Origin of the sequence: Nostoc sp. MS1, assembly GCF_019976755.1 — a bacterium.
In the GTDB taxonomy this organism is placed as follows: Bacteria; Cyanobacteriota; Cyanobacteriia; order Cyanobacteriales; family Nostocaceae; genus Trichormus.
Genome location: NZ_AP023441.1, coordinates 2,849,574 through 2,869,846 on the forward strand (window position 1 = coordinate 2,849,574; position 20,273 = coordinate 2,869,846).

Consider the following 20,273-nt stretch of genomic DNA (forward strand, 5'->3'; position numbering starts at 1 on the left):
ACATACTTATAAATTTTCTCCACGACTTACTTATCTCCATGCCATATAGAAATATTAGAACAGTTCTATATTCGAGCTTACGCAACTGCACCAATTTTTGTAGGCAAAAAACTGTGGGGAGTACTCGCTGCATATCAGCACTCACAACCGCATGAATGGAAAAAAATAGAAATACAGTTTCTCTCTCAGATTGCCACACATTTAGGGTTTGCCGTTAAACAAGCAGAATTATTAGCACAAGCAGAACAAAGAGCAGCAGAACTGCATAAAGCCAATGAGCAGCAGGAAATTCTCTTTAACTTAGTAGCGGAAATTCGTGAATCTCTTAATTTAGATACTTTGTTTAAAACAACTGTCCGAGAAATGCGTAAAGCTCTGCGTGCAGATCGTGTTGGTATTTTTCGCTTTGACCATGAATCAAACTATACCTTTGGCGAATTTGTTGCTGAGAATGTATTGCCTGATTATGATTCTGCGATCGCCATTAAAGTCAAGGATAATTGTTTTGGAGAAAAATATGCAGTTTATTATCAACAAGGTCAAATACAAGTATTATCAAATATTTATGAAGCTGAGTTACAAGATTGCCATCTTGCAGTATTAGAGCGATTTCAAATCAAAGCCCAAATTATTGTTCCCCTAATGAAAGGCCAAACATTATGGGGATTACTATGTGTTCATCAATGTCGTTGTCCACGCGAGTGGAAAAAACCAGAAATCCAATTTATTCGCCAATTAGCAGCGCAGTTTAATGTAGCTTTAGAACATTCAGAATTATTAGAGCAATTTCGTTCTCAAACTAATCAATTGGCTCAGACAAATAAAGCTTTAAAACTAGCAAATTCTCAATTAGAAAAACTGAGTAAACTAGATGGTTTAACTAAAATCGCTAACCGTCGTTGCTTCGATGAATTTTTAGAGCGAGAATGGAATCGACTACAACGAAGTGGAAATTATTTATCTTTAATTATATTTGATATTGATTATTTCAAAGCTTATAATGATAATTATGGACATCTAGCAGGGGATAAATGCTTAATACAAATTGCTCGTGCAGCACAATCTGTATTAAAGCGTCCCACAGATTTAATAGCTCGTTATGGTGGTGAAGAATTTATTGTCCTTTTGCCAAATACAAACGAATCGGGTGCAACTAAAGTAGCTAAGTTAATTCATAAGTCTATAGAAGAATTAAAAATTCCTCATAAAAGAAAGAATGGTATTGAAGATTTTGTGACTGTCAGTTTAGGTGTTGCCAGTCAAGTACCAATAATTAGAACTTCGCCTCAAGAGTTAATTAATGCAGCCGATCAAGCTTTATACAAAGCAAAAGAACAAGGACGCAACAGATGGGTTTGTGCTGCAAAAGTCTTATTTCAGTGAAATGTATCAAAATAAATTTTAGTCACTTCCACCCCAAGTCCAGGTAGGATTGCCATTCTTTAAACCCTTTTTCAGAACAACTAAGGGATAATTATTAGGATCAAAGCCGCCTGCCAAATCTAAAATAAAGTAAACCTTACCTTTAACAAAGTGCATTCTTAAATAATTAATGTTCCCAGAGTAATTTTCCCCGTCAACCTTAGTCATCCCAGCAGATGCCAAACACTTAGCATATCTCGGTTTGAGTTGACCCACCCATGTAACACTAAATTCATTACTACTAACAACAGAAACGTTACTAGCATAAGCATTCAGGTTAACAGAACCATCTGTACTAAAACTCCCTTCTCTATAAGGTTGGGGTTTTTCTGTAACAAGCACTTTATCTGGACAGCTTTGTTTTTGGTCGTTTTCGCTATAAATTTTTAATTCAATCTTTTGAGAAGTATTTTGGGCAAAGGCGTGTAAGTTAGACAATACAGGTAATAAAACAATACTTGCGCCTATGATCAAAGGTCTTAATATAATCGTATTCATATAAACTGTTACCAAGGTGACGAGGATGCTAACTTCTAAACGGTTCCAGTTTAAGAGAATTAATGATTTTTGTCAGACACAAAGTTATAGTTTTACTAGCCTCCAACCTAAAACATTGGTTTGGAGTATAAAAATGTAATAATTTTAAACACCAACACCCTTACACTCCTAAACCTTGTTAAAACCTTTGATTTTTCGTTTCCATGCGTAAGCCAATTATTTCCTAGAAGCGCTGGAACGAGCAATAACATCTGAAGGAGTAATTTTAGCGTACTCTTCTGGCGTTAAAAATCCATCTCTCACATTCACCTTCTTCGGTATTAATCCCAGACTGTACCATTTATCAGCGACTTCTTGTTGCTTGTTAATTACTTGTTCGGTAATTGGCAACAAGCCATAATCATATTTATTGTGCATAATTTCCAAGGTAGCTGCATCAAGCTGAGTCACAGGTGCAAGTAATTGCGCCACTTCTTTAGGATGATCCTTTGTCCAGAGTTCAGCTTTTTCTAATTCTTCTAAAAATATTTTGATTACGTCTGGATTTGCTTGATAAAACTGACGAGATGTTGAGTAGAAATTTCCCGTATCTCGCAGACTACCACCATCTACTAAAACCCGACCTATTTTATTTTGTACATTTCTGGTCACAAATGGCTCCCAAATAAACCAACCATCTACCTTATCCTGACTAAATGCTACATTTGCGTCTGGAGGAGGTAAAAAAACCGACTGCACATCACTCAATTTTAAACCAGCACTTTCTAACGCTTTCACTAACAGGTAATGACCAATTGATGCTTTTTGAAAAGCAACTTTTTTGCCTTTCAAATCAGCAACACTTTTAATAGGAGAATTTGTAGGAACTATAAGTGAAACTGCTTTACCACTAGGACGAGTAGTAGCTAGATAAACAAGAGGCGCACCTGCGGCTTGAGAAAAAATAGGTGGAGATTCTGCTGTGGAAGCAATATCAAGTCCATTAGCATTAAGGGCTTCCAATTGTTGCGGCCCGGCTGCAAACTCAGCCCACTCAACTTTATAACCCAGAGGTGCTAATCTTTTTTCTAAAGAACCTTGTTTTTCTAAAATAGCCAAAGCAGAAAGTTGTTTAGAACGAACTACCCGTACTACTTTGTCTGTTTTTGGTTGTTCGTTACTAACAGCAGTAGTTGTAGGCGTTGGCTGTTGAGTTGTTTGCTCGGCTTGATTGCAACTAGATAACGTAGTTGATAACACTAAGCCATAACCCAACATAAATAACAACGAACGGCGTGTTGTTTTTAAACCTTGTTTAAATTGAAATTTTGGTTTTGAGAAAGACATGGGTTTCTTATAGGTGGTCAAAATCTTTAAGAAATTAGGAAGAGGGGCAGATATAATCCACCCCAGGCGACTCAAGGGACTGAAAATTGATTAGATGTTAACTGTTAACAACTAATGCTTCCAAGCTACTAAGATTGTTACTTTGATTTCTTCTGTGAACTGTCCAGAAGGCTCGACTGTTAATAGTGCTTCTTCTAAGTCGGCTTCAAATGCTGGTGCGTTATCACCAAAGAAAATTTTCAAAGCAAAAGCTGTAGTGTATAAATAGCCAAGGTAGCTGGAGACTGTCCAGCTTTTCTCAAAGGGAACCTCGTAGAATTGTTGACGAGCGAACGCTGAATTAGCGATGACTACTTGGTGAGGTGGGTCTACTGGTTTACGGACACCTTGTCCTCTTTGTCCAGTCCGCCGTTGTTCACCCAACCACTTTTTCACAACTCCAATAGCAGCTTGTTTCCAAGGTAGTTGGCTTTCCCAAGGGTTTTCATTGGTATTGAGTAAAGCTATGCCACCATCATCAGATAGCAATGGATAAAGACGCTCAAGTACAAGTTCTCTCTCCATCCAGTGGAAGGCTCTACCAACAGTAGTTAACTTAAATGTGCCTAAACTGGAATCGATTAGTTCTGCACCTTGCTCTAACCAAGTAATATTATTTGCCTGTACTGCTGCGGCTTGCTGTTGAGCTTCTTTGATCATATCTGGGTCTGGATCAACAGCCACAACTTCCTCAAAATACTCGCGGAAAGGAATAGCAATTAATCCAGGCCCACAACCTAAATCAAGCAGTCGTCCTTGTCCATTCAGGTTAAATATTTCTGCTAATTTTTCAAATACAACAGGCGGGTATTTGGTTCGATACTGAGCATAAGCCTCAGCTGCACCCTCAAATAATGTCGGGTCGTAAGTTGGAAGTGTTTTTATTGTAGTCATTGGTCATTGGTCAAATAATTTAGATAAGTAGGACGAACACTAGATTGTGTTCACCCTACGAGTTAGCGAGTAGACAGCTTATACCAACTCAAAATTAACTACTAATAACCCAGCACGGGCTGAACGCCCCGCTTCCGCTAACAGCACTCATTACTCAGCACTGTTTAGGAATACTGAGTCACTACAGGCAATTCTTTATTGAGAACCCAATTGCCTATATCTTTGAGTTTGTAGTCTACGGGGTCGTGGAGGGTAAAGGTGCGTAAGTCGCGCCAGTAGCGGTCAAAGCCATACTTGGTGGCTGTGGCGCGTGTACCTGTGACTTCAAATATACGGTTGGTAATATCTATACCTACGCGGGTGGCTAGGGCTTTAGCGGCGGAGACTGCGATCGCCACTTCTCCTCTTTCTTCTGGAGTCAGCGCCACATCTTTCTCCCAAGCTGCTTGCACCTGTTGAGCAGCTTTGTCAGCTAAACCAATAGCCGCTTGCAATTCTACCCAAAATTCACCGTAATGATGCAGAATATATGGGTCTTGTGTAGCACTTTTTACACCAGAAGTAATCCAAGGTTTAGTATTTGTTTGTGTATACTCCCGTGCTGCCGCAAAAGCCCCTTTGGTAATCCCCAAATAAACGTTAACCTTGGTTAATTGGGCAATAATTCCTAAAAATGTTGCAAAAATATTATCAGGGGGACTGGGTGGCCCTAAAATTTCATCTTTGTAAACTAAGACATTATTAAAAGTAAAACTACTGCTATCAGTCCGACGTTGCCCGAAGTTGTCCCAATCTTGATTAGAAACCAACCCTTCTCTATCTTTAGGAATCACAAAAAAGAAAGGTATTTCTACACCGTCTTGCACAGCAGAGAAGACACGTAAATCAGCTAATGCCACTCCTGTAGCAAAGCTTTTTACACCATGCAAGCGATAATTTTCACCATCAGGCGTAATTTTTAATCTTGTATCCCTTGTATTGATAGCATTTGCCCAAAATAAATTATTTCTAGCAGTTTCCCGATAATATTTTTCCTTCTGTTCTGGGGTTCCAGAAACATGACCCAAAGCTGTTAGATTGAGATGATTACCATACAACTGACCAATTGAACCATCAGCTTTTGATAACTTTCTCACTACTTTTAAAGCATCAATCCAAGTTGCACCAATTCCACCATATTGCTTAGGTACAATCAAGGATAATAAACCACTTTCACGCAATTTGTTGATTTCTGCTTCGGGAACTCCTGCTTGAATATCTCGTTCAACTGCTGTTTGTGCTAATTCCTTAGATAAAGCTTCTGCTATATCAATATAATCTTTTGGTTGCGTAGTGTTGAGTACCATAAACAACCTATCCTTAATGTAGATTTTTGTAAAAAGTGAAGATATCAGAAATGTATAGTGGGTGTAATATTAATTTTTCAAAATTCAAAAGTAGATTAAAAATTATTGAATTTTGAGTTAACATTGCCCACTCTACAAGTGACAGAGGAAATGGAACATGGAAAATTTATCCAATTCTTATTTCTTAACTATCCAATCAGCTAACTGAAAATCGGACTTGGCTAAATTCTGGGAAACAAGAAACTTTTTAGTCCCTTCTACAAGTTTCACACCCTCTGTTGGGAATGGCTCTTCAGATACTTGCTTGAGTGGGAAAGAAGTTTTGATAATCTCCACAGGATATTTAGCTACCTGAGCGTGGTATTTATAATACTCTTGTGAGTTAGCTTTTAAGTCTTTAGTAGCTTCCGTTAGCAGTGCATTTAACTTTTGCGGAAAATCTGGTTGTTGAGCTAAAAATTTTTCAGTCGCTACAACTAATGATGTACCTGAAAGACCTGGGTGATCTCCAGAGGAGTCAATTATGGGAAACCCTTGTGATTTAAGAAAAACACCTAAATCACTAGAAGCAGCATAAGCAGCAATATCACCCCGCTCTAAAGCTGGCTTTGCTTCCGTACTCAACAAGTGTACGACTTTAACATCCTTAGAGAGTCCCTTCTGATCCAAAAGTCCTAATAGATAGCGGTGCATATAGGAGCCTTTTTGCGTAGCTACTATCTTTCCTTTCAAATCTGCAACAGAGAGCGGGCCATTCTTCTTCGTTACTAACCAGGCAGTAGTATTATATTGGCTGATTCTTAACAATCTAGTTTCTACACCTCTAGCTCTTAGAACTATAGCTGGTGTATCACCTAAAAAGCCTACATCTACTTGCCCTGCTACTAACGACTCATTGAGATTCGGCCCGTTCACAAATCGCGCATAGGTAATATCTCTAAATCCTAGTTTTTGCAGTTCTCTGTCTAAAAGACCTGTTTTCTTAGCCCAACCTAATGACCCTGTTGGTTCTGCACTACCTACATAACCTATGCGTAGTGTAGAGGTTTGCTTAGGAGTAGCAACAGAACTCACGCTACTAGTTTTGTTGCTATCAACAAACTGAGCCGATTCAGTTTTACTAGGACTACAAGCTGTAGTTATTAGTAGTAAAACACATGCAGCTAATTTTAGGGGAGTGGGGAGTAGGGGAGATGAGGGAGTGGGGGGAGCTAACAATTCACTACTGCCTTCTGTCTCCTGCTTTCTTCCTATTGTTCCTACTGCAAACCACCGCATGATTATATTTCTCCGCAGATTTATCTCATTTGTTTGAGAATTTGGAATGTTTGGTCATTTTTGGCTGTGGAAGCTCGTTTTGTTCCCCAGCCGATATTTTCTCGATAACTTCCGAGTAATCCTTTTTGTGCCAGTTCGTCCTCGTTGACTGAGGTTTGCAGATCAGTTTCTGGTGCTACATAAAGAGCGTCAACGGGGCAGTATAGTTCGCACATAAAGCAAGTTTGGCAATCACTTTTTCGGGCGATCGCAGGTGGTGCATCAGGTACACGGTCAAATACGTTTGTCGGACAAATGTTGACGCAGATATTACACTTAATACACCGCGACGCACTGACCAATTCAATCACAGTCTTACTCCTACTTTAGAAATTCAAAATTAATCAAGCTTTACCGTAGGTATTGCGAATTACGAATTACTAATTGCACCTATTAGAGTTTTTTCTGTTTTCTCAATTGGTTGTGATTTCACCCACACTTGATCTAAACCACCACTAATTAGGTGATGTTGTTGGTTAGCATCTTGTTGAGGATAGTCTTGGTGTTTGTGCATTCCGCGAGTTTCTTTGCGTTCTAAGGCGCTGTTGTACATCCACCGTGCTGTAGCTACCATTGCTGACGCTTCTCTAGCTCTGATTAGCTGTTTATTTTCCACCTGGCTATCTCTAACTTCTTGCCAGAGATAATCTAGTCTACCTAGTGAATCTAATAAGCCTTGCTCTGTACGGAATAGGTTGCGCTCATATGGGAACACTTCAGCTTGTACTGCTTGAATGACTTCATCGGTAGCTAAAGTATGGGGATGTTCTGTTCTGGGTTGGAATGCGGTTTCGCCTACTCTTTGGACTTGGCGTTGATTGGCTTTATGTCCTAAAGTTTTGGCATATTCTGCCGCAGATTCACCAGACCAATAACCAGAAGAAATTGCCCAGGCTGCATTGTGACTTCCACCACCTGTAAAACCGCCACAAATCAATTCTCTTGTAGCTGCATCTCCGGCTGCATAGAGTCCTTTAACGGAGGTTGCACAGGTTTCATCAATAATTCTGATGCCACCTGTGCCGCGTACTGTCCCTTCTAAGCGTAAGGTGACAGGAAATTTTTGGGTAAAGGGATCTATACCTGCTCGGTCGAAGGGTAGGAAGAAGTTAGGCTGCGCTAAACGCATTGATGAGCGCATCTCTTCTGTGGCTTTGTCGATGATGGCGTAAACCGGTTGTTCGAGTAATGTTTTGGCAATTAGCGATCGCCCACGTTGGGAACCTGCGCCGGGAATGGGTGTACCATCTTCGTAGGTGAAGGTTGCCCAGTTATAAAACAGGGTTTTTGTCACTGAAGAAAAGGCAGGAGAGATGCCGTAAGCGTTGGAAAACTCCATCCCCGACATTTCGGCACCTGCTTCCGCCGCCATCAAGTAACCATCCCCTGTTAGGACGTTACATCCTAACGCTTTGCTCAGGAATGCACAGCCACCAGTGGCAATAACTACAGCTAATGCACGCACACGCCACTGGTTATTTGTCTGGCGGTTGACTCCTGTTGCACCTGCGACGACTCCGGTTTCATCGACCAAAAGTTCTAAAGCAGGGCTATTATCTAAAATTTTTACGCCTGCTCGTTTAATTTGTCGCCGCATCAGTTTCATGTACTCTGGGCCTTGCAGCGATCGCCGATAAGGTTTACCCTCATCATCGGTAGGAAAGGGATAACCCCACTCTGCTAAAAGGTTAACGCTGGTATAAGTTTGATCTAGTACGCGCCTCATCCATTGGCGATGTGCTAGGTATCCACCCAAGGATTCCCGGCTTGCCATTGCTGCTTCTCTTGCTTGAGGTTCCGGTGGTACATACCAAACCCCATTACCCGACGCAGCCGCACATCCTGTTGTACCACAGTAACCTTTATCTACCAATACAACCTTCGCGCCTCTGGATGCAGCACTCCATGCTGCCCATGTGCCAGCCGGGCCACCCCCAATCACTAGCACATCTGTTTCTAGATCAACTTCCCAATCAGTCGTTAACTTACTCACCATTAATTATTCCCCCCATCGATAAAAGTGTTTAGCTTATCGATACCGTTGCTATAAAAGTTTGCTTAACTTTTGCTCTACAGCCAATGCTGTAAGCATTTGCCCGATTTAGCTGTAGACTCAGCTTGATTTATTTACAATCTACGGCAACTTGACCAAACTACCGTATTTTACATAACAAAGTCTTTCACAGTTACCAGCAAAAAGCAAGTGTTTTTAAAGACAAATTGCAAAGTTATGTTAAATTACCTTCTTAAAAATGGGACTTGCGTTTTGTATTAACTTGTGCAAATATCACTAAATAATAGACATACAACATAAATTCGATAGAATTACCGTACTTTATGGTTGTGAGCATTACAGACTAAGAATAAAAGTTACCATCAATGAATAGGAAACATAAATGTTTGGTAACAAACACAAAAGATGATGGCGACATTGTTATGAACAACTGACTTGAACAAGGGAGTAAGATAAAACCTTTTTATTAGCAGTTACTTAATTTTTTGGTTATGAAGTGAGCCGGAGACTTTGTTTCAAAGTAGAGTAATAACCTAAGTGTAAGTTTGTTTGCAGATATGATGCAAAACTAAAAGCGCTAAAATACTCGTTTTTAGATAAAGTTTCACCTTGGTTAACTAGATATTTGCTATATGTACAGCAAAGATGCTGTTGAATGCTTGAAAAAAGCATAACACAACCCCAGATGATTCTGTGTTATGAACTCTACATAAAACTAAAGTAAGACGTAACTACCTAACTATAAAGTTGCTCGTTGTCTCAAGGGTACTTACATTCAACAAGAGATTTTTGGTTGAAATGTTGATTACTTATGAAGTTATCTTGCCCTCAATTCAGCTACCTGAAAAATTAAGAAAAATTTTATATTTTTCAGGCTCTACATATCAGGTTGTTCATTCTTTTACAAAAGTCTTTTAACTACTTCATCCCGTAAATATTATCCAGTGCAATCAAGTTTATATTGTGTGAGGAACAACCCAATGTCTAAGTTTATTTGGAACTATGTCTTAGTAATTCCAACTTTTGTTAGTAGTTTTTTGATTATATCTTTAGTGGGAAATGCTGCTGAAGTACCAACAACATCACCTGCAAGAAATCAATTACAAAACTCTTTATCAAAAACTAAAGATAATGTTACAACAATTGCTCAGGAACCACTCAGCAATGTAGAGCTAGAAAAAACGCCTGAAGCTAACCAACAAACAGCCGAGATTCCAGTTACTCAGTTAACAAATAGCAACAACCAAGACTTAACCGGACAAGTAACATCTGTCTCCCAATTATCTGATGTTAATCCATCAGACTGGGCGTTTGGTGCTTTGCAGTCCTTAGTAGAGCGTTACGGGGTGATAGCGGGATATCCAGATGGGACATTCAAAGGTAATCGCGCCCTCACACGGTATGAATTTGCGGCTGGGTTAAATGCTGCTTTAGATAGGCTCAACGAACTCATCGCTACCAATACAGCAGATTTGGTACGTAAAGAAGATTTAGCTACCTTACAAAAACTGCGAGAACAATTTGCAGGAGAATTAGCTACATTGCGGGGAAGAGTCGATACTTTAGAAACTCGGACTGCTAGAGTAGAAGCCCAGCAATTTTCCACTACTACTAAATTAGTGGGGGATGCCATCTTTGTGGTTGGTGATACTTTTGGCGATGGGCTACGCCCTACCGTAGGTAATCGCGCCAATAATACCCCAGCCAATGATACAAAAGATAATACCAATACCTTTTTCGGCTACCGCGCCCGCCTTAACCTGCAAACGAGCTTTACTGGTAGAGACCAGCTATCAACCTTGCTCACGGCTGGTAACAATATTCCTAACTTGAGTGCTTCAACGGGAACCAACATGATCCGTTTTACCTTTGATTCAGATGGAACTGTAGGAACTTTTATCAGCCAATTAACTTATCGTTTTCCCTTGGGTGCGAATACCACCGTTTGGATAGGGCCAAGAGCATTACAACCAGCCATCTTTACCCCTACCTTAAATGGTGCAATTGGTGGCTTAAATGGTGGTCTTTCCCGATTTTCTACATTTAACCCTACTATTTACCGTCCTGGTTTTGATGGAGCGGGTTTAGCCTTTGCCTATAAGTTTAATAATCAGTTCCAACTCAATGCAGGCTACATTGCACCAGACACTCTTCAGGCCGCTAACCCGGCAACTGGTGGGTTGTTCGGTGGTAGTTATTTAGCTTTAGCTCAATTAACTATTTCACCAAGTCGCCAGCTAGATATAGGTTTAACTTACACCCGTAAATATTACACGGCTAACAGTGGTTTGAACCTGACTGGTGGTACAGGTAGTCGTAACGCCTTCCGTCCCTTTGATAACAATGCTACTAATGCCTTCTCCGCCGATAACTTTGGGGTGCAATTTAACTGGAGGGCTAGTCGTAAATTAGTTCTAGGTGGGTGGTTTGGTTACACAGAAGCACACCAAGAAAGTGGAGCTAAAAATGATGCCACTATTATTAATGGTGCGCTTACCCTTGCCTTGCCAGACTTTGGGAAAAAAGGTAATGTGGCTGGATTTGTGATTGGTGTACCACCAAAGGCGACAAGCAACACCATAGCGAACCGAAAAGATCCCGATACTTCCTTACATTTAGAAACTTTCTACACCTACCGAGTCAATGACAACATTACTGTCACCCCAACTTTTTACGTTATTACTAGTCCAGAACATAACAGTGCTAATGATGCAATTTGGGTAGGTGCTGTCAGAACTAGTTTTTCTTTCTAATAGTTTGATGAACTAAATATTAATTGAGCGAAGTTTTTGTCTCCTAATCAAAAGCGATCGCACTTGTTTTACCAATGGCGATCGCTTATTTCCTTGATTACCCCTAGCCTCAAGCCTGTATTTTTAACTCTGGACTATTAACTATTAGTTATGAACGAATAACTAATAACTAATGACTATTCCGTAGTAACTTGTGTTTCCCACTACAACTATTTTGGTTAAGAAAGTGTCAGAATCATTTTTGAAGATGTTCTTTCTGTTTCAAAACCGAAAATTTTTTATATTTCATCAACTAAAAGTACCGTTTGACAATTTTTGATGTAAAATCTATGGCTATAAAATACGGTAACTCGACCGAATAACCGTACTTTTAGACCTTAAATACCTTGACACTAATGCAGATTCTTTGGTTTATTCCCACAAGTCGTGACGGACGTTATTTAGGCACAGAGATTAGCGGACGCGATGCCACGCCCGATTATTTACAGCAAATTGCCCAAGCTGTAGATAACTTAGGTTATGTAGGCGCTTTATTACCAACAGGCCCCTTTTGTGAAGATGCTTGGATTACTGCCGCATCTTTGATTCCTGTTACTAAAAGGATGAAGTTTCTGGTAGCAATTCGCCCAGGAATTAGTTCTCCTGGTGTGGCGGCGCGAATGGCTGCGACTTTTGACAGAATGTCAAATGGCAGATTATTGATCAATGTTGTCACAGGTGGCGATCCAGCACATCTAGCTGGAGACGGACTTCATCTAAGCCATGATGACCGTTACGACCTAACCGATGAATTTTTAGCAGTTTGGCGAGGTATTGTAAGCGGGGAAACAGTTGATTTTCAAGGTAAATACTTGGATATTAAAGGTGGGAAGCTTTTGTTTCCACCAATTCAAAAGCCTTATCCACCGTTATGGTTTGGTGGTTCATCAGCAGCCGCGAAACGAGTAGCCGCCAAGCATATCGATACTTATCTAACTTGGGGTGAACCACCTGCACAGGTAGCTGAAAAAATTGCCGAAGTGCGCCAGCTGGCCGCCGAACAAGGTAGAACAGTGCGGTTTGGTATTCGCTTGCACGTTATTGTCAGAGAAACAACATCGGCAGCTTGGGATGCAGCCAATGAGTTAATTAAGTATGTGGATGATGAGGCGATCGCAAAAGCGCAACAAGCCTACGCCACCTCTGATTCCGAAGGGCAAAAACGCATGGTGCAATTGCACAACGGTAAACGCGATGCCCTAGAAATTAGCCCCAACTTGTGGGCAGGACTTGGCTTAGTTAGAGGTGGTGCTGGTACTGCCCTGGTTGGTGATCCTGACACCGTAGCCGCAAGGATGTTGGAATATCAAGAATTAGGAATTGATACCTTTGTCTTCTCTGGATATCCCCATCTGGAAGAAGCTTATCGTACCGCAGAATTGCTATTCCCTCGCCTACCTCTACAACAAGAAGCTGCGACAATCACATCATCAGTTGTGACTCCTTTCAGCGAATTTGCCAGCAAAGAGAACTTGACTCAAAAAATCAAAGAAGTAGCTACTACGAGTGCCTCATGACTATTACTTTCAAAAACACTAAAAGCTACAACAATATATCTCTAAGTGGGGTACTAAATAGCCGCCAATTTCAGAAAATTGTTCCCTGGATTGTGCCTATCTTAGTTCTCACACTTTGGGAAACTGCTTCTAGAACAGGATTACTCTCTAGTAGAATCTTGCCAGCACCAAGCGGTGTAGTACTCACAGCGTTTAAACTAGCTTCCACTGGCGAATTATTCCAAAATATTGGAATTAGTGCCGCAAGAGCAATATCGGGCTTTGTCATCGGTGGTAGTATTGGCTTTGCTTTAGGATTACTCAATGGCTTTTCTCGTGTCGCTGAAAATCTGTTGGATAGCTCTTTACAAATGCTACGTACTATTCCTAACCTAGCATTAATTCCCCTAGTAATATTGTGGTTTGGTATTGGCGATCAAGCTAGATTATTTCTAGTATCAATGGGGGTTTTCTTTCCCATTTACTTGAACACATTTCATGGTATTCGCAGTGTTGACCCCGGATTAATTGAAATGGGAAAAGTGTATGGATTAAAAACACCACAACTTTTGTGGCATATTATTTTTCCCGGAGCATTATCTTCAATTCTCGTCGGTGTCCGCTTTTCTTTGGGGATTATGTGGTTGACACTAATTGTGGCAGAAACCATTGCTGCTGATTCTGGGCTGGGTTACATGGCGATGAATGCCCGTGAATTTATGCAAACAGACGTAGTGGTTTTGAGTATTGTGATTTATGCGTTGTTGGGTAAATTAGCAGATTTTGTTGCCAGAACATTAGAAGAAAAATTCTTGGCATGGAATCCCAATTATCAGTTGAAGTGAGAGTCAAAGTCACATACACCATAACTCAGGAGTCAGAAAACAAAATAATTGGCAGAGTAAATAGCCATAATACTTTTCCAAATTATTAAGGTTTGATAGCAAATCTTTCTGACTCTTAGTTATTTTTTATGACCAAAAAGGAGATTTTGAAAATGGTTACACATAAAAGAGGCACACAACTCAGCATTCTCGATTTGACAAAATCTTTTGGCAAACAAACGGTCTTAAATTCTTTGAATTTAGAAGTCCCTCCGGGAGAGTTTGTTGCTATTGTCGGTCGTAGTGGTTGCGGTAAAAGTACATTATTACGTCTAGTTTCAGGTTTAGATAGACCAAATAGCGGTGGTATCTTACTAGATGGAGAGCCATTGCGTAAGCTTGGTGATTCTCTGCGGGTAATGTTTCAAGATTCGCGCCTGTTACCTTGGAAAAGTGTGATTGATAATGTAGGTTTAGGTTTGCATGACAACTGGCAAGAAAAAGCCTTGTGGGCATTAGAAAAAGTCGGACTTAAAGCTAGAGCCAAAGAATGGCCATCTGTACTTTCTGGAGGACAACGCCAAAGAGTATCCTTAGCAAGAGCTTTAGTGAATCAGCCCCGTTTGTTGTTGCTTGATGAACCTCTAGGCGCGTTAGATGCTTTGACTCGTTTAGAAATGCAGCAGTTAATTGAAAACTTGTGGCTAGAGCGAGGATTTACAGCGTTTTTAGTTACCCACGATGTAGAAGAAGCCGTGGCACTAGCTGACAGAATAGTAGTCATTGAAGAGGGTGGAATTGCGCTAGATTTGCCTGTAGATTTACCACGCCCCAGAGATAGAGCCAGCGAAGCATTTGTTAATATTAGAGAAGCTGTGTTGGAAAAGGTAATGAATACAGAAAACGGTTATGCCAACAAGCAGTTATTACAATTGAGTAGCTAAAATTCAGGACTTCATGCCATTAACTCTACGCCTAAGAATTTTCACATTAACCTCAAACTATCAATAACCTATCATTGTACATAAGGCATCTCTACAAAAATAGAGAGTTTGATAGTATGAGTGTGTGCGTTAGTCAACGAACTCTGGCGTAAACAGAGCGTTGCCAAACGCTTGAGATAAAAGTTGTTATTGAATCTACATTAAAAAAGCTTTTCCTAAAAACTCTGCCACTAGGAGAAAGAGTCTATATGAAACTCATTTTGCCCATCGAAGTCGCTGCGGAAATTGAGCCTCATCTACCATCTGATACAAAAGTGGTATTAGTTGATAGTGATGGCAAGCTTGATGGTGATGCTAGTGATGCAGAAATTTATCTCAGTTGGTTCTTTCTCAAAAGCCCAGTTTTACATAGAGTGTTAGAATCTGCTCCTAATTTACGTTGGCATCATGCACCTAATGCTGGTGTAAACCATATTTTGACACCTACTTATTTGGAACGCGATCTCATCTTGACAAATGGTGCAGGAGTCCACGCAATTCCCATCGCTGAATTTGTCATTGCTTACATTCTCTCTCACGCCAAACACTTACCAGAATTACACGCGCTACAAACTGAACGTCGCTGGCAAAGAGGCTTTGCTATTCAAGAATTAACAGATGCAACTATACTAATTATCGGTGCTGGTGGTATCGGTCAAGCGATCGCATCTCGCGCTAAAGCCTTCGGTACAAGAGTAATTGGTAGCCGCCGCAAACCCGAACCACTACCCAATTTCGACAAAGTAGTCGGTGCGGATGAATGGCGATCGCACCTTAGCGAAGCCGACTATGTAGTAGTTGCTACTCCCCTCACCCCAGAAACCAAAGGTTTAATTGATGAAGCAGCTTTGCGATCGCTACCTCGTCATGCTTATTTAATTAATATTGCCCGTGGTGCTGTTGTTGATGAACCTGCCTTAATTAAAGCAGTCACAGAAGGTTGGATTGCAGGCGCAGCTTTAGACACAGTAATTAATGAACCTCTATCATCTGATAGCCCTTTGTGGACAGTGCCAAACCTCTTCATTACACCTCACTGTTCCGGTCATTCCCCAAGAGTAAAACAGCGTTCTATAGAACTATTTATTGATAATTTCCACCGCTATATTACTAATCAGCCCTTACGTAATGTAGTAGATAAACAGGCAGGATATTAATACCAATTCAAAATTTCCATGACAAATTAGAATACACTCTATGCCTCTGTGGTTAAAATCACCAAACACAAAGGCATCAAACAGGTATTAATTAACTTTCAAAGCTGACTTACCCAAAGACTGACAAATCACATCATTTTGTGGCGTATGAATACGGCTACACAAAACATCACGATAATGTCTTTCTAAAGGATTCTTTTTCATCAAACCAGGATTTCCAGTTAGTTCTAAGCCAATTTCTACAGCCTGAATTGAATTTTTAGTTGTGAGATATTTCACAGCTTGCGCTTGTAGCCCTATATTAGACTCATATTCATTGTTATCAATCTCTTGTGCCAAACTGTAAATAATTTTGCGGTTAGCAAATAGCAAAGCTTCTATTTCGCCGATCGCAATTTGAAAGCGTGGTAAACTTGCCAAAGGTTCACCTAAATTAGAAGGTGTGCGCTCATTCAGATATTCCACTAACCAGTTACGAGCGCTAGTAGCTACGCCTTGATACAAAGCGCTGATAGTTAAACTACCCCAAGTGGAAATTAAGGGGTCTATAGGTTGAGATACTGATACAGGACTCAGATTTAAAGCATACTCGTGAGGAATTAAGACATTTTCCAAAATTAAATCATGGCTACCTGTAGCTCTCATTCCCAAATGATCCCAAGTTTCCACAATTTGCAAACCGGGTAAGTCGCGGGGAACTAAAAAACTACCAACTTGGGGTTCGTCTTCAATGGTTCTGGCCCAAACCACAAAGTAACGTAGTATGGGGCTACCAGTTGTGTACTGCTTATGTCCTGTTAACCGCCAACCCTCGGCTGTAAGCTCTGCAAATGTTGCTGGTAAGCCGCCTCTAGCTGGCGTACCTAACTCTGGTTCCACACGCGCCGCATTGAGCAAAGCAATACCCTCTATAGACTCGCGGCATAAGCGTTTGTATAATTCTGAATGCCAGCGACGATGGCGAGAAGCATGGGCGTGTTGCAGATAGTGCATCGTCAAAACTAGCGCCGTTGAAGCATCACCACGGGCTACTCCTTCAATGACTTTGCAAGTATCAGCTAACCCAAAACCTTGACCCCCTAATTCACGAGGAATTGTCAGGCTAAGTAGTCCAGCTTCGTGTAATGCTGTAAAATTCTCAAAAGGAAAAGAAGCTTCTTTGTCATGTATGGCTGCACGAGTAGCAAAATCTTGAGCCACAGTATCAACTCGCTCAAAAACGGTAGTGCTACTTTCCCATTCTTTAGTAGTTGAGGCATTTGCTACTAATTGTTCTAAAGGTGTCATATCCACTCCTAGACATTTACTTTGATAATTTCTGTATTGGCTATATCAATATTTTGAAAGTAATTTCTACTTAAACTGCTAATGAAAATACTTATCAATTCTGACAAATTGCAACTATGCAGCGAATGTACAGATAATTTACTTTAGTCAAACTGTTGTAGATATTCTAGCGATCGCCTAAGCCCCACCATAGCCTATCGCAATTTATTTTCAGCCTGAACTAGATAGTACTAAAAACTTATGGGTTTACTGAATTTAGTTAGTATCACTAACTATGACACACCTAACCATAGCTGTGAAGTACTCAGCTTAAAGTCAGCCCATAACTCAGGCGACCTTAAACTTAATCTTTCTTTATTATGTTAGTAACCAGATTTCCACTACATTTCAGCCATTGAAGACAAATTTTATGTTCTATGCAATTATCTTCAGCTTGCTTATTCAATTAATTTGTGGTACTTTTTAATTTGTAAAACTACGGTAAACCAATCAATTTACAGTAGTTAGGCAAAATTTTATGATTGAGTCGAAACAGAGTCTTGGATTTAATCCAGTCTAAAGATTCTAGACACTTCCTGCCAGATTTTGTTACAAACTTCTAGAATATTGCACAGTTGCAGCAAAAGAATCTGCCAAAACATTCATATTGATGAATACAGCCCATAACTTTGTTTTATCAATTGATAATTAGCAATTGACAATTGTTTCATTCAAGGCTTTAAACCTCTCCTTTCAAGGAAAAAATAAAAAAGTTCCTATTCTCCAATCCTTCCACTACCTCCTGAAAGGTAATTGTCAATTGTTAATTGTCCATTGTTGAACTAGACCTATTTATATATAGGAGTTGAAAATCATGGTGCAAGCTTCCCCCATACGTCCTAGCAACCCCTTCCAACAACCCACCTTTGTTTCAATTGAGACAGAACGTCGTCATCGCAAAGAACGTTTAGCAGCAGCGTTTAGAGTATTTGCCCGTTTGGGTTTTGCTCAAGGTTTAGCAGGACATATTACAGCTCGTGATCCTGAACTGACAGATCATTTTTGGGTTAACCCTTTTGGCTTACACTTTAGCCGGATTCGAGTTTCCAACTTGATATTAGTCAACCGTGACGGTGAAGTTATTCAAGGTGAAGGCAACGTGAGCCAAGCAGCTTTTGCCATTCACTCGCAAATTCACGAAGCTAGACCAGATATAGTTGCGGCGGCTCACGCTCATTCATTCTATGGAAAAACTTGGTCTTCTCTAGGTCGCCTGCTCGATCCCATAACCCAAGACTCCTGTGCTTTTTATCAAGATCATGCCTTATTTGACGACTATCAAGGAGTGGTTTTAGAGACAAGTGAAGGCAAACGTATTGCTGAGGCGTTAGGCGATCGCAAAGCCATCATCCTCCGCAACCACGGTATATTAACTGTAGGACACAGCGTAGACGAAGCTGCCTGGTGGTACATCAGATTAGAAGATACCTGTAAAGCCCAGTTACTAGCAGAAGCAGCAGGTAAACCCGTTATCATTAACCACGACATCGCCCTAAATCTGCAACAACGTGCAGGCACACACAAAGCCGGCTGGGGCAGCTTTCAATACCTATGGGATGAAATCACCCACGACCAACCAGATTTATTAGATTAATTGGTCATTAGTCATTAGTTATTAGTCCATAGTCCATAGTTAACAGTCATTAATTATTCTCCCTCATCTTCCTCATCTTCCCCCTTTCCCTCATCTCCCCTCACTCCCCAATCTCACTTCACAGGAGAATTAATCGTGCCAGTCGAGTTTATTGGATTGATTCGGACAAAGCCTGCTTCAGAGTTGAATAGCCCTACTGGTAGCTTAGGCGATGATATTATTGACCCTGCTTATGTGCGTGAGTTTGCCAAAGCGCACGAAGATGGCGACTTTGACAAAGTATTAATTGGTTATAGTTCTAGTAGCCCTGATGGTTTGACAGTTGCTAGTTTTGCGGCTGCGGCTACAGAGCGTTTAGGCTTTTTGATTGCTCATAGACCGGGGTTTGTTGCTCCTACTCTCGCGGCGCGTAAGGCAGCAACCCTAGACCACTTTACTAACGGTCGCATTGCCATACATATCATTACTGGTGGTAGTGATGCTGACCAACAAAAAGACGGTGATTGGTTAGACCATGATAACCGCTACCGCCGCACTGATGAGTATCTAGAAATCGTCCGTCGTGTCTGGACAAGCGATACACCATTCGATTACGAAGGCGAATTTTACCGCGTCAAAGATGCTTTCTCTGCCGTCAAACCTCTACAAAAGCCCCACATTCCTATTTACTTTGGTGGTGCATCTGGCCCAGCTGTGACAGTAGGAGCCAAGCACAGTAACGTTTATGCTCTCTGGGGTGAACCAATTGCGGCTGTTAAAGAACGTATAGCCCAAGTCAAAGCTGCTTTACTTCCTGGTCGTTCTATTCGCTTTAGCGTTTCTCTTAGACCTATTCTTGGTAAAACCGAACAAGAGGCGTGGGAAAAAGCACACAACATCTTGGCACGTATTCAAGAATTACGGGGAGGGGTGAAAGTAGCTCCCGCAGCTAGACCACAGGCTGTAGGTTCACAACGGTTACTAGATTTCGCGGCAAATAGTGAAGTCTACGATAAGCGCTTGTGGACACCGATAGCCGCCGCCACAGGTGCAGCAGGTAACACTACTGCTTTAGTTGGTACACCAGAACAAGTTGCTGAAGCTTTGGTTGATTACTACGACGCAGGTGTGACGACACTTTTAGTTCGTGGTTTTGATCCTTTACAAGATGCCATTGACTATGGACGTGAGGTAATTCCTCTGGTACGTGCAGAGGTAGCACGACGCGAACGGCAAGCTGTAGCAGTTGGTTAGGCTAATTCGTAA

Annotated in this window: 16 protein-coding genes; 8 read left to right on the top strand and 8 right to left on the bottom strand. The window is 40.9% G+C overall.

The window, feature by feature from the left end:
- Window positions 1-12 precede the first annotated feature (12 nt).
- Entirely contained in the window at window positions 13-1,383 is a 1,371-nt protein-coding gene (locus tag NSMS1_RS12345; protein WP_411908684.1) for a sensor domain-containing diguanylate cyclase, read from the top strand.
- A gap of 18 nt (window positions 1,384-1,401) precedes the next feature.
- Here the strand turns inward: NSMS1_RS12345 and NSMS1_RS12350 are convergent, their stop codons facing one another.
- The 7 genes from NSMS1_RS12350 to NSMS1_RS12380 form a co-directional block, all read right to left on the bottom strand.
- Window positions 1,402-1,920, bottom strand: a complete 519-nt coding sequence (locus tag NSMS1_RS12350) for a hypothetical protein (RefSeq protein WP_224093501.1) — start codon at window positions 1,918-1,920, stop codon at window positions 1,402-1,404.
- A gap of 216 nt (window positions 1,921-2,136) precedes the next feature.
- Window positions 2,137-3,246: an aliphatic sulfonate ABC transporter substrate-binding protein gene (locus NSMS1_RS12355; RefSeq protein WP_224093503.1), complete on the bottom strand. Its 1,110-nt coding sequence runs from the start codon at window positions 3,244-3,246 to the stop codon at window positions 2,137-2,139.
- Window positions 3,247-3,357: 111 nt separating this feature from the next.
- Complete coding sequence (locus NSMS1_RS12360) at window positions 3,358-4,179, bottom strand: class I SAM-dependent methyltransferase (protein WP_224093505.1); 822 nt, start codon at window positions 4,177-4,179, stop codon at window positions 3,358-3,360.
- 164 nt (window positions 4,180-4,343) lie between these two features.
- Window positions 4,344-5,525: an acyl-CoA dehydrogenase family protein gene (locus NSMS1_RS12365; RefSeq protein ID WP_224093507.1), complete on the bottom strand. Its 1,182-nt coding sequence runs from the start codon at window positions 5,523-5,525 to the stop codon at window positions 4,344-4,346.
- 177 nt (window positions 5,526-5,702) lie between these two features.
- Window positions 5,703-6,803 carry an ABC transporter substrate-binding protein gene (locus NSMS1_RS12370; protein WP_224093509.1) on the bottom strand — a complete coding sequence of 367 codons (1,101 nt, stop codon included), beginning with the start codon at window positions 6,801-6,803 and terminating at the stop codon, window positions 5,703-5,705.
- Between the two features lie 20 nt (window positions 6,804-6,823).
- Window positions 6,824-7,153 carry a ferredoxin family protein gene (locus tag NSMS1_RS12375; RefSeq protein WP_224093510.1) on the bottom strand — a complete coding sequence of 110 codons (330 nt, stop codon included), beginning with the start codon at window positions 7,151-7,153 and terminating at the stop codon, window positions 6,824-6,826.
- 59 nt (window positions 7,154-7,212) lie between these two features.
- Window positions 7,213-8,838 carry an FAD-dependent oxidoreductase gene (locus tag NSMS1_RS12380; protein ID WP_224093511.1) on the bottom strand — a complete coding sequence of 542 codons (1,626 nt, stop codon included), beginning with the start codon at window positions 8,836-8,838 and terminating at the stop codon, window positions 7,213-7,215.
- Window positions 8,839-9,836: 998 nt separating this feature from the next.
- On the opposite strand from NSMS1_RS12380, the gene NSMS1_RS12385 reads away from it, so the two are divergent.
- The 5 genes from NSMS1_RS12385 to NSMS1_RS12405 all read left to right on the top strand — a co-directional run bounded on the left by NSMS1_RS12385 (window position 9,837) and on the right by NSMS1_RS12405 (window position 16,108).
- Window positions 9,837-11,609, top strand: coding sequence for an iron uptake porin (locus NSMS1_RS12385; protein WP_224093513.1), 1,773 nt, complete (start codon window positions 9,837-9,839; stop codon window positions 11,607-11,609).
- A gap of 395 nt (window positions 11,610-12,004) precedes the next feature.
- On the top strand, window positions 12,005-13,165 hold the full coding sequence (gene ssuD, locus NSMS1_RS12390) for an FMNH2-dependent alkanesulfonate monooxygenase (RefSeq protein WP_224093515.1): 1,161 nt from the start codon (window positions 12,005-12,007) through the stop codon (window positions 13,163-13,165).
- Complete coding sequence (gene ssuC, locus NSMS1_RS12395; RefSeq protein WP_224093519.1) at window positions 13,162-13,989, top strand: aliphatic sulfonate ABC transporter permease SsuC; 828 nt, start codon at window positions 13,162-13,164, stop codon at window positions 13,987-13,989. Before ssuD ends, ssuC begins: the two co-directional genes overlap by 4 nt.
- A 152-nt stretch (window positions 13,990-14,141) precedes the next feature.
- Window positions 14,142-14,912: an ATP-binding cassette domain-containing protein gene (locus NSMS1_RS12400; RefSeq protein WP_224093525.1), complete on the top strand. Its 771-nt coding sequence runs from the start codon at window positions 14,142-14,144 to the stop codon at window positions 14,910-14,912.
- Window positions 14,913-15,160: 248 nt separating this feature from the next.
- Window positions 15,161-16,108 (top strand): D-2-hydroxyacid dehydrogenase, encoded by a 948-nt coding sequence (locus tag NSMS1_RS12405; RefSeq protein WP_224093528.1) that lies wholly within the window; start codon window positions 15,161-15,163, stop codon window positions 16,106-16,108.
- A gap of 87 nt (window positions 16,109-16,195) precedes the next feature.
- On the opposite strand, the gene NSMS1_RS12410 is transcribed toward NSMS1_RS12405, so the two are convergent.
- On the bottom strand, window positions 16,196-17,395 hold the full coding sequence (locus tag NSMS1_RS12410) for an acyl-CoA dehydrogenase family protein (protein ID WP_224093529.1): 1,200 nt from the start codon (window positions 17,393-17,395) through the stop codon (window positions 16,196-16,198).
- Window positions 17,396-18,248: 853 nt separating this feature from the next.
- Between NSMS1_RS12410 and NSMS1_RS12415 the strand changes: the two genes are divergently transcribed.
- Together NSMS1_RS12415 and NSMS1_RS12420 are read left to right on the top strand one after the other, a co-directional pair.
- Window positions 18,249-19,028, top strand: a complete 780-nt coding sequence (locus tag NSMS1_RS12415) for a class II aldolase/adducin family protein (RefSeq protein WP_224093530.1) — start codon at window positions 18,249-18,251, stop codon at window positions 19,026-19,028.
- 135 nt (window positions 19,029-19,163) lie between these two features.
- Window positions 19,164-20,261 (top strand): LLM class flavin-dependent oxidoreductase, encoded by a 1,098-nt coding sequence (locus NSMS1_RS12420; protein ID WP_224093532.1) that lies wholly within the window; start codon window positions 19,164-19,166, stop codon window positions 20,259-20,261.
- The last annotated feature ends 12 nt before the right edge of the window (window positions 20,262-20,273 follow it).

What these genes read in the sequence shown, in the direction of transcription:
- NSMS1_RS12415 (WP_224093530.1), top strand. Translation starts at nt 18,249, where the DNA reads ATGGTGCAAGCTTCCCCCATACGTCCTAGCAACCCCTTCCAACAACCC.
- NSMS1_RS12385 (WP_224093513.1), top strand. Translation starts at nt 9,837, where the DNA reads ATGTCTAAGTTTATTTGGAACTATGTCTTAGTAATTCCAACTTTTGTT.
- NSMS1_RS12355 (WP_224093503.1), bottom strand. Translation starts at nt 3,246, where the DNA reads ATGTCTTTCTCAAAACCAAAATTTCAATTTAAACAAGGTTTAAAAACA.
- NSMS1_RS12400 (WP_224093525.1), top strand. Translation starts at nt 14,142, where the DNA reads ATGGTTACACATAAAAGAGGCACACAACTCAGCATTCTCGATTTGACA.
- ssuC (WP_224093519.1), top strand. Translation starts at nt 13,162, where the DNA reads ATGACTATTACTTTCAAAAACACTAAAAGCTACAACAATATATCTCTA.
- NSMS1_RS12365 (WP_224093507.1), bottom strand. Translation starts at nt 5,525, where the DNA reads ATGGTACTCAACACTACGCAACCAAAAGATTATATTGATATAGCAGAA.
- NSMS1_RS12410 (WP_224093529.1), bottom strand. Translation starts at nt 17,395, where the DNA reads ATGACACCTTTAGAACAATTAGTAGCAAATGCCTCAACTACTAAAGAA.
- ssuD (WP_224093515.1), top strand. Translation starts at nt 12,005, where the DNA reads ATGCAGATTCTTTGGTTTATTCCCACAAGTCGTGACGGACGTTATTTA.
- NSMS1_RS12370 (WP_224093509.1), bottom strand. Translation starts at nt 6,803, where the DNA reads ATGCGGTGGTTTGCAGTAGGAACAATAGGAAGAAAGCAGGAGACAGAA.
- NSMS1_RS12405 (WP_224093528.1), top strand. Translation starts at nt 15,161, where the DNA reads ATGAAACTCATTTTGCCCATCGAAGTCGCTGCGGAAATTGAGCCTCAT.
- NSMS1_RS12380 (WP_224093511.1), bottom strand. Translation starts at nt 8,838, where the DNA reads ATGGTGAGTAAGTTAACGACTGATTGGGAAGTTGATCTAGAAACAGAT.
- NSMS1_RS12360 (WP_224093505.1), bottom strand. Translation starts at nt 4,179, where the DNA reads ATGACTACAATAAAAACACTTCCAACTTACGACCCGACATTATTTGAG.
- NSMS1_RS12350 (WP_224093501.1), bottom strand. Translation starts at nt 1,920, where the DNA reads ATGAATACGATTATATTAAGACCTTTGATCATAGGCGCAAGTATTGTT.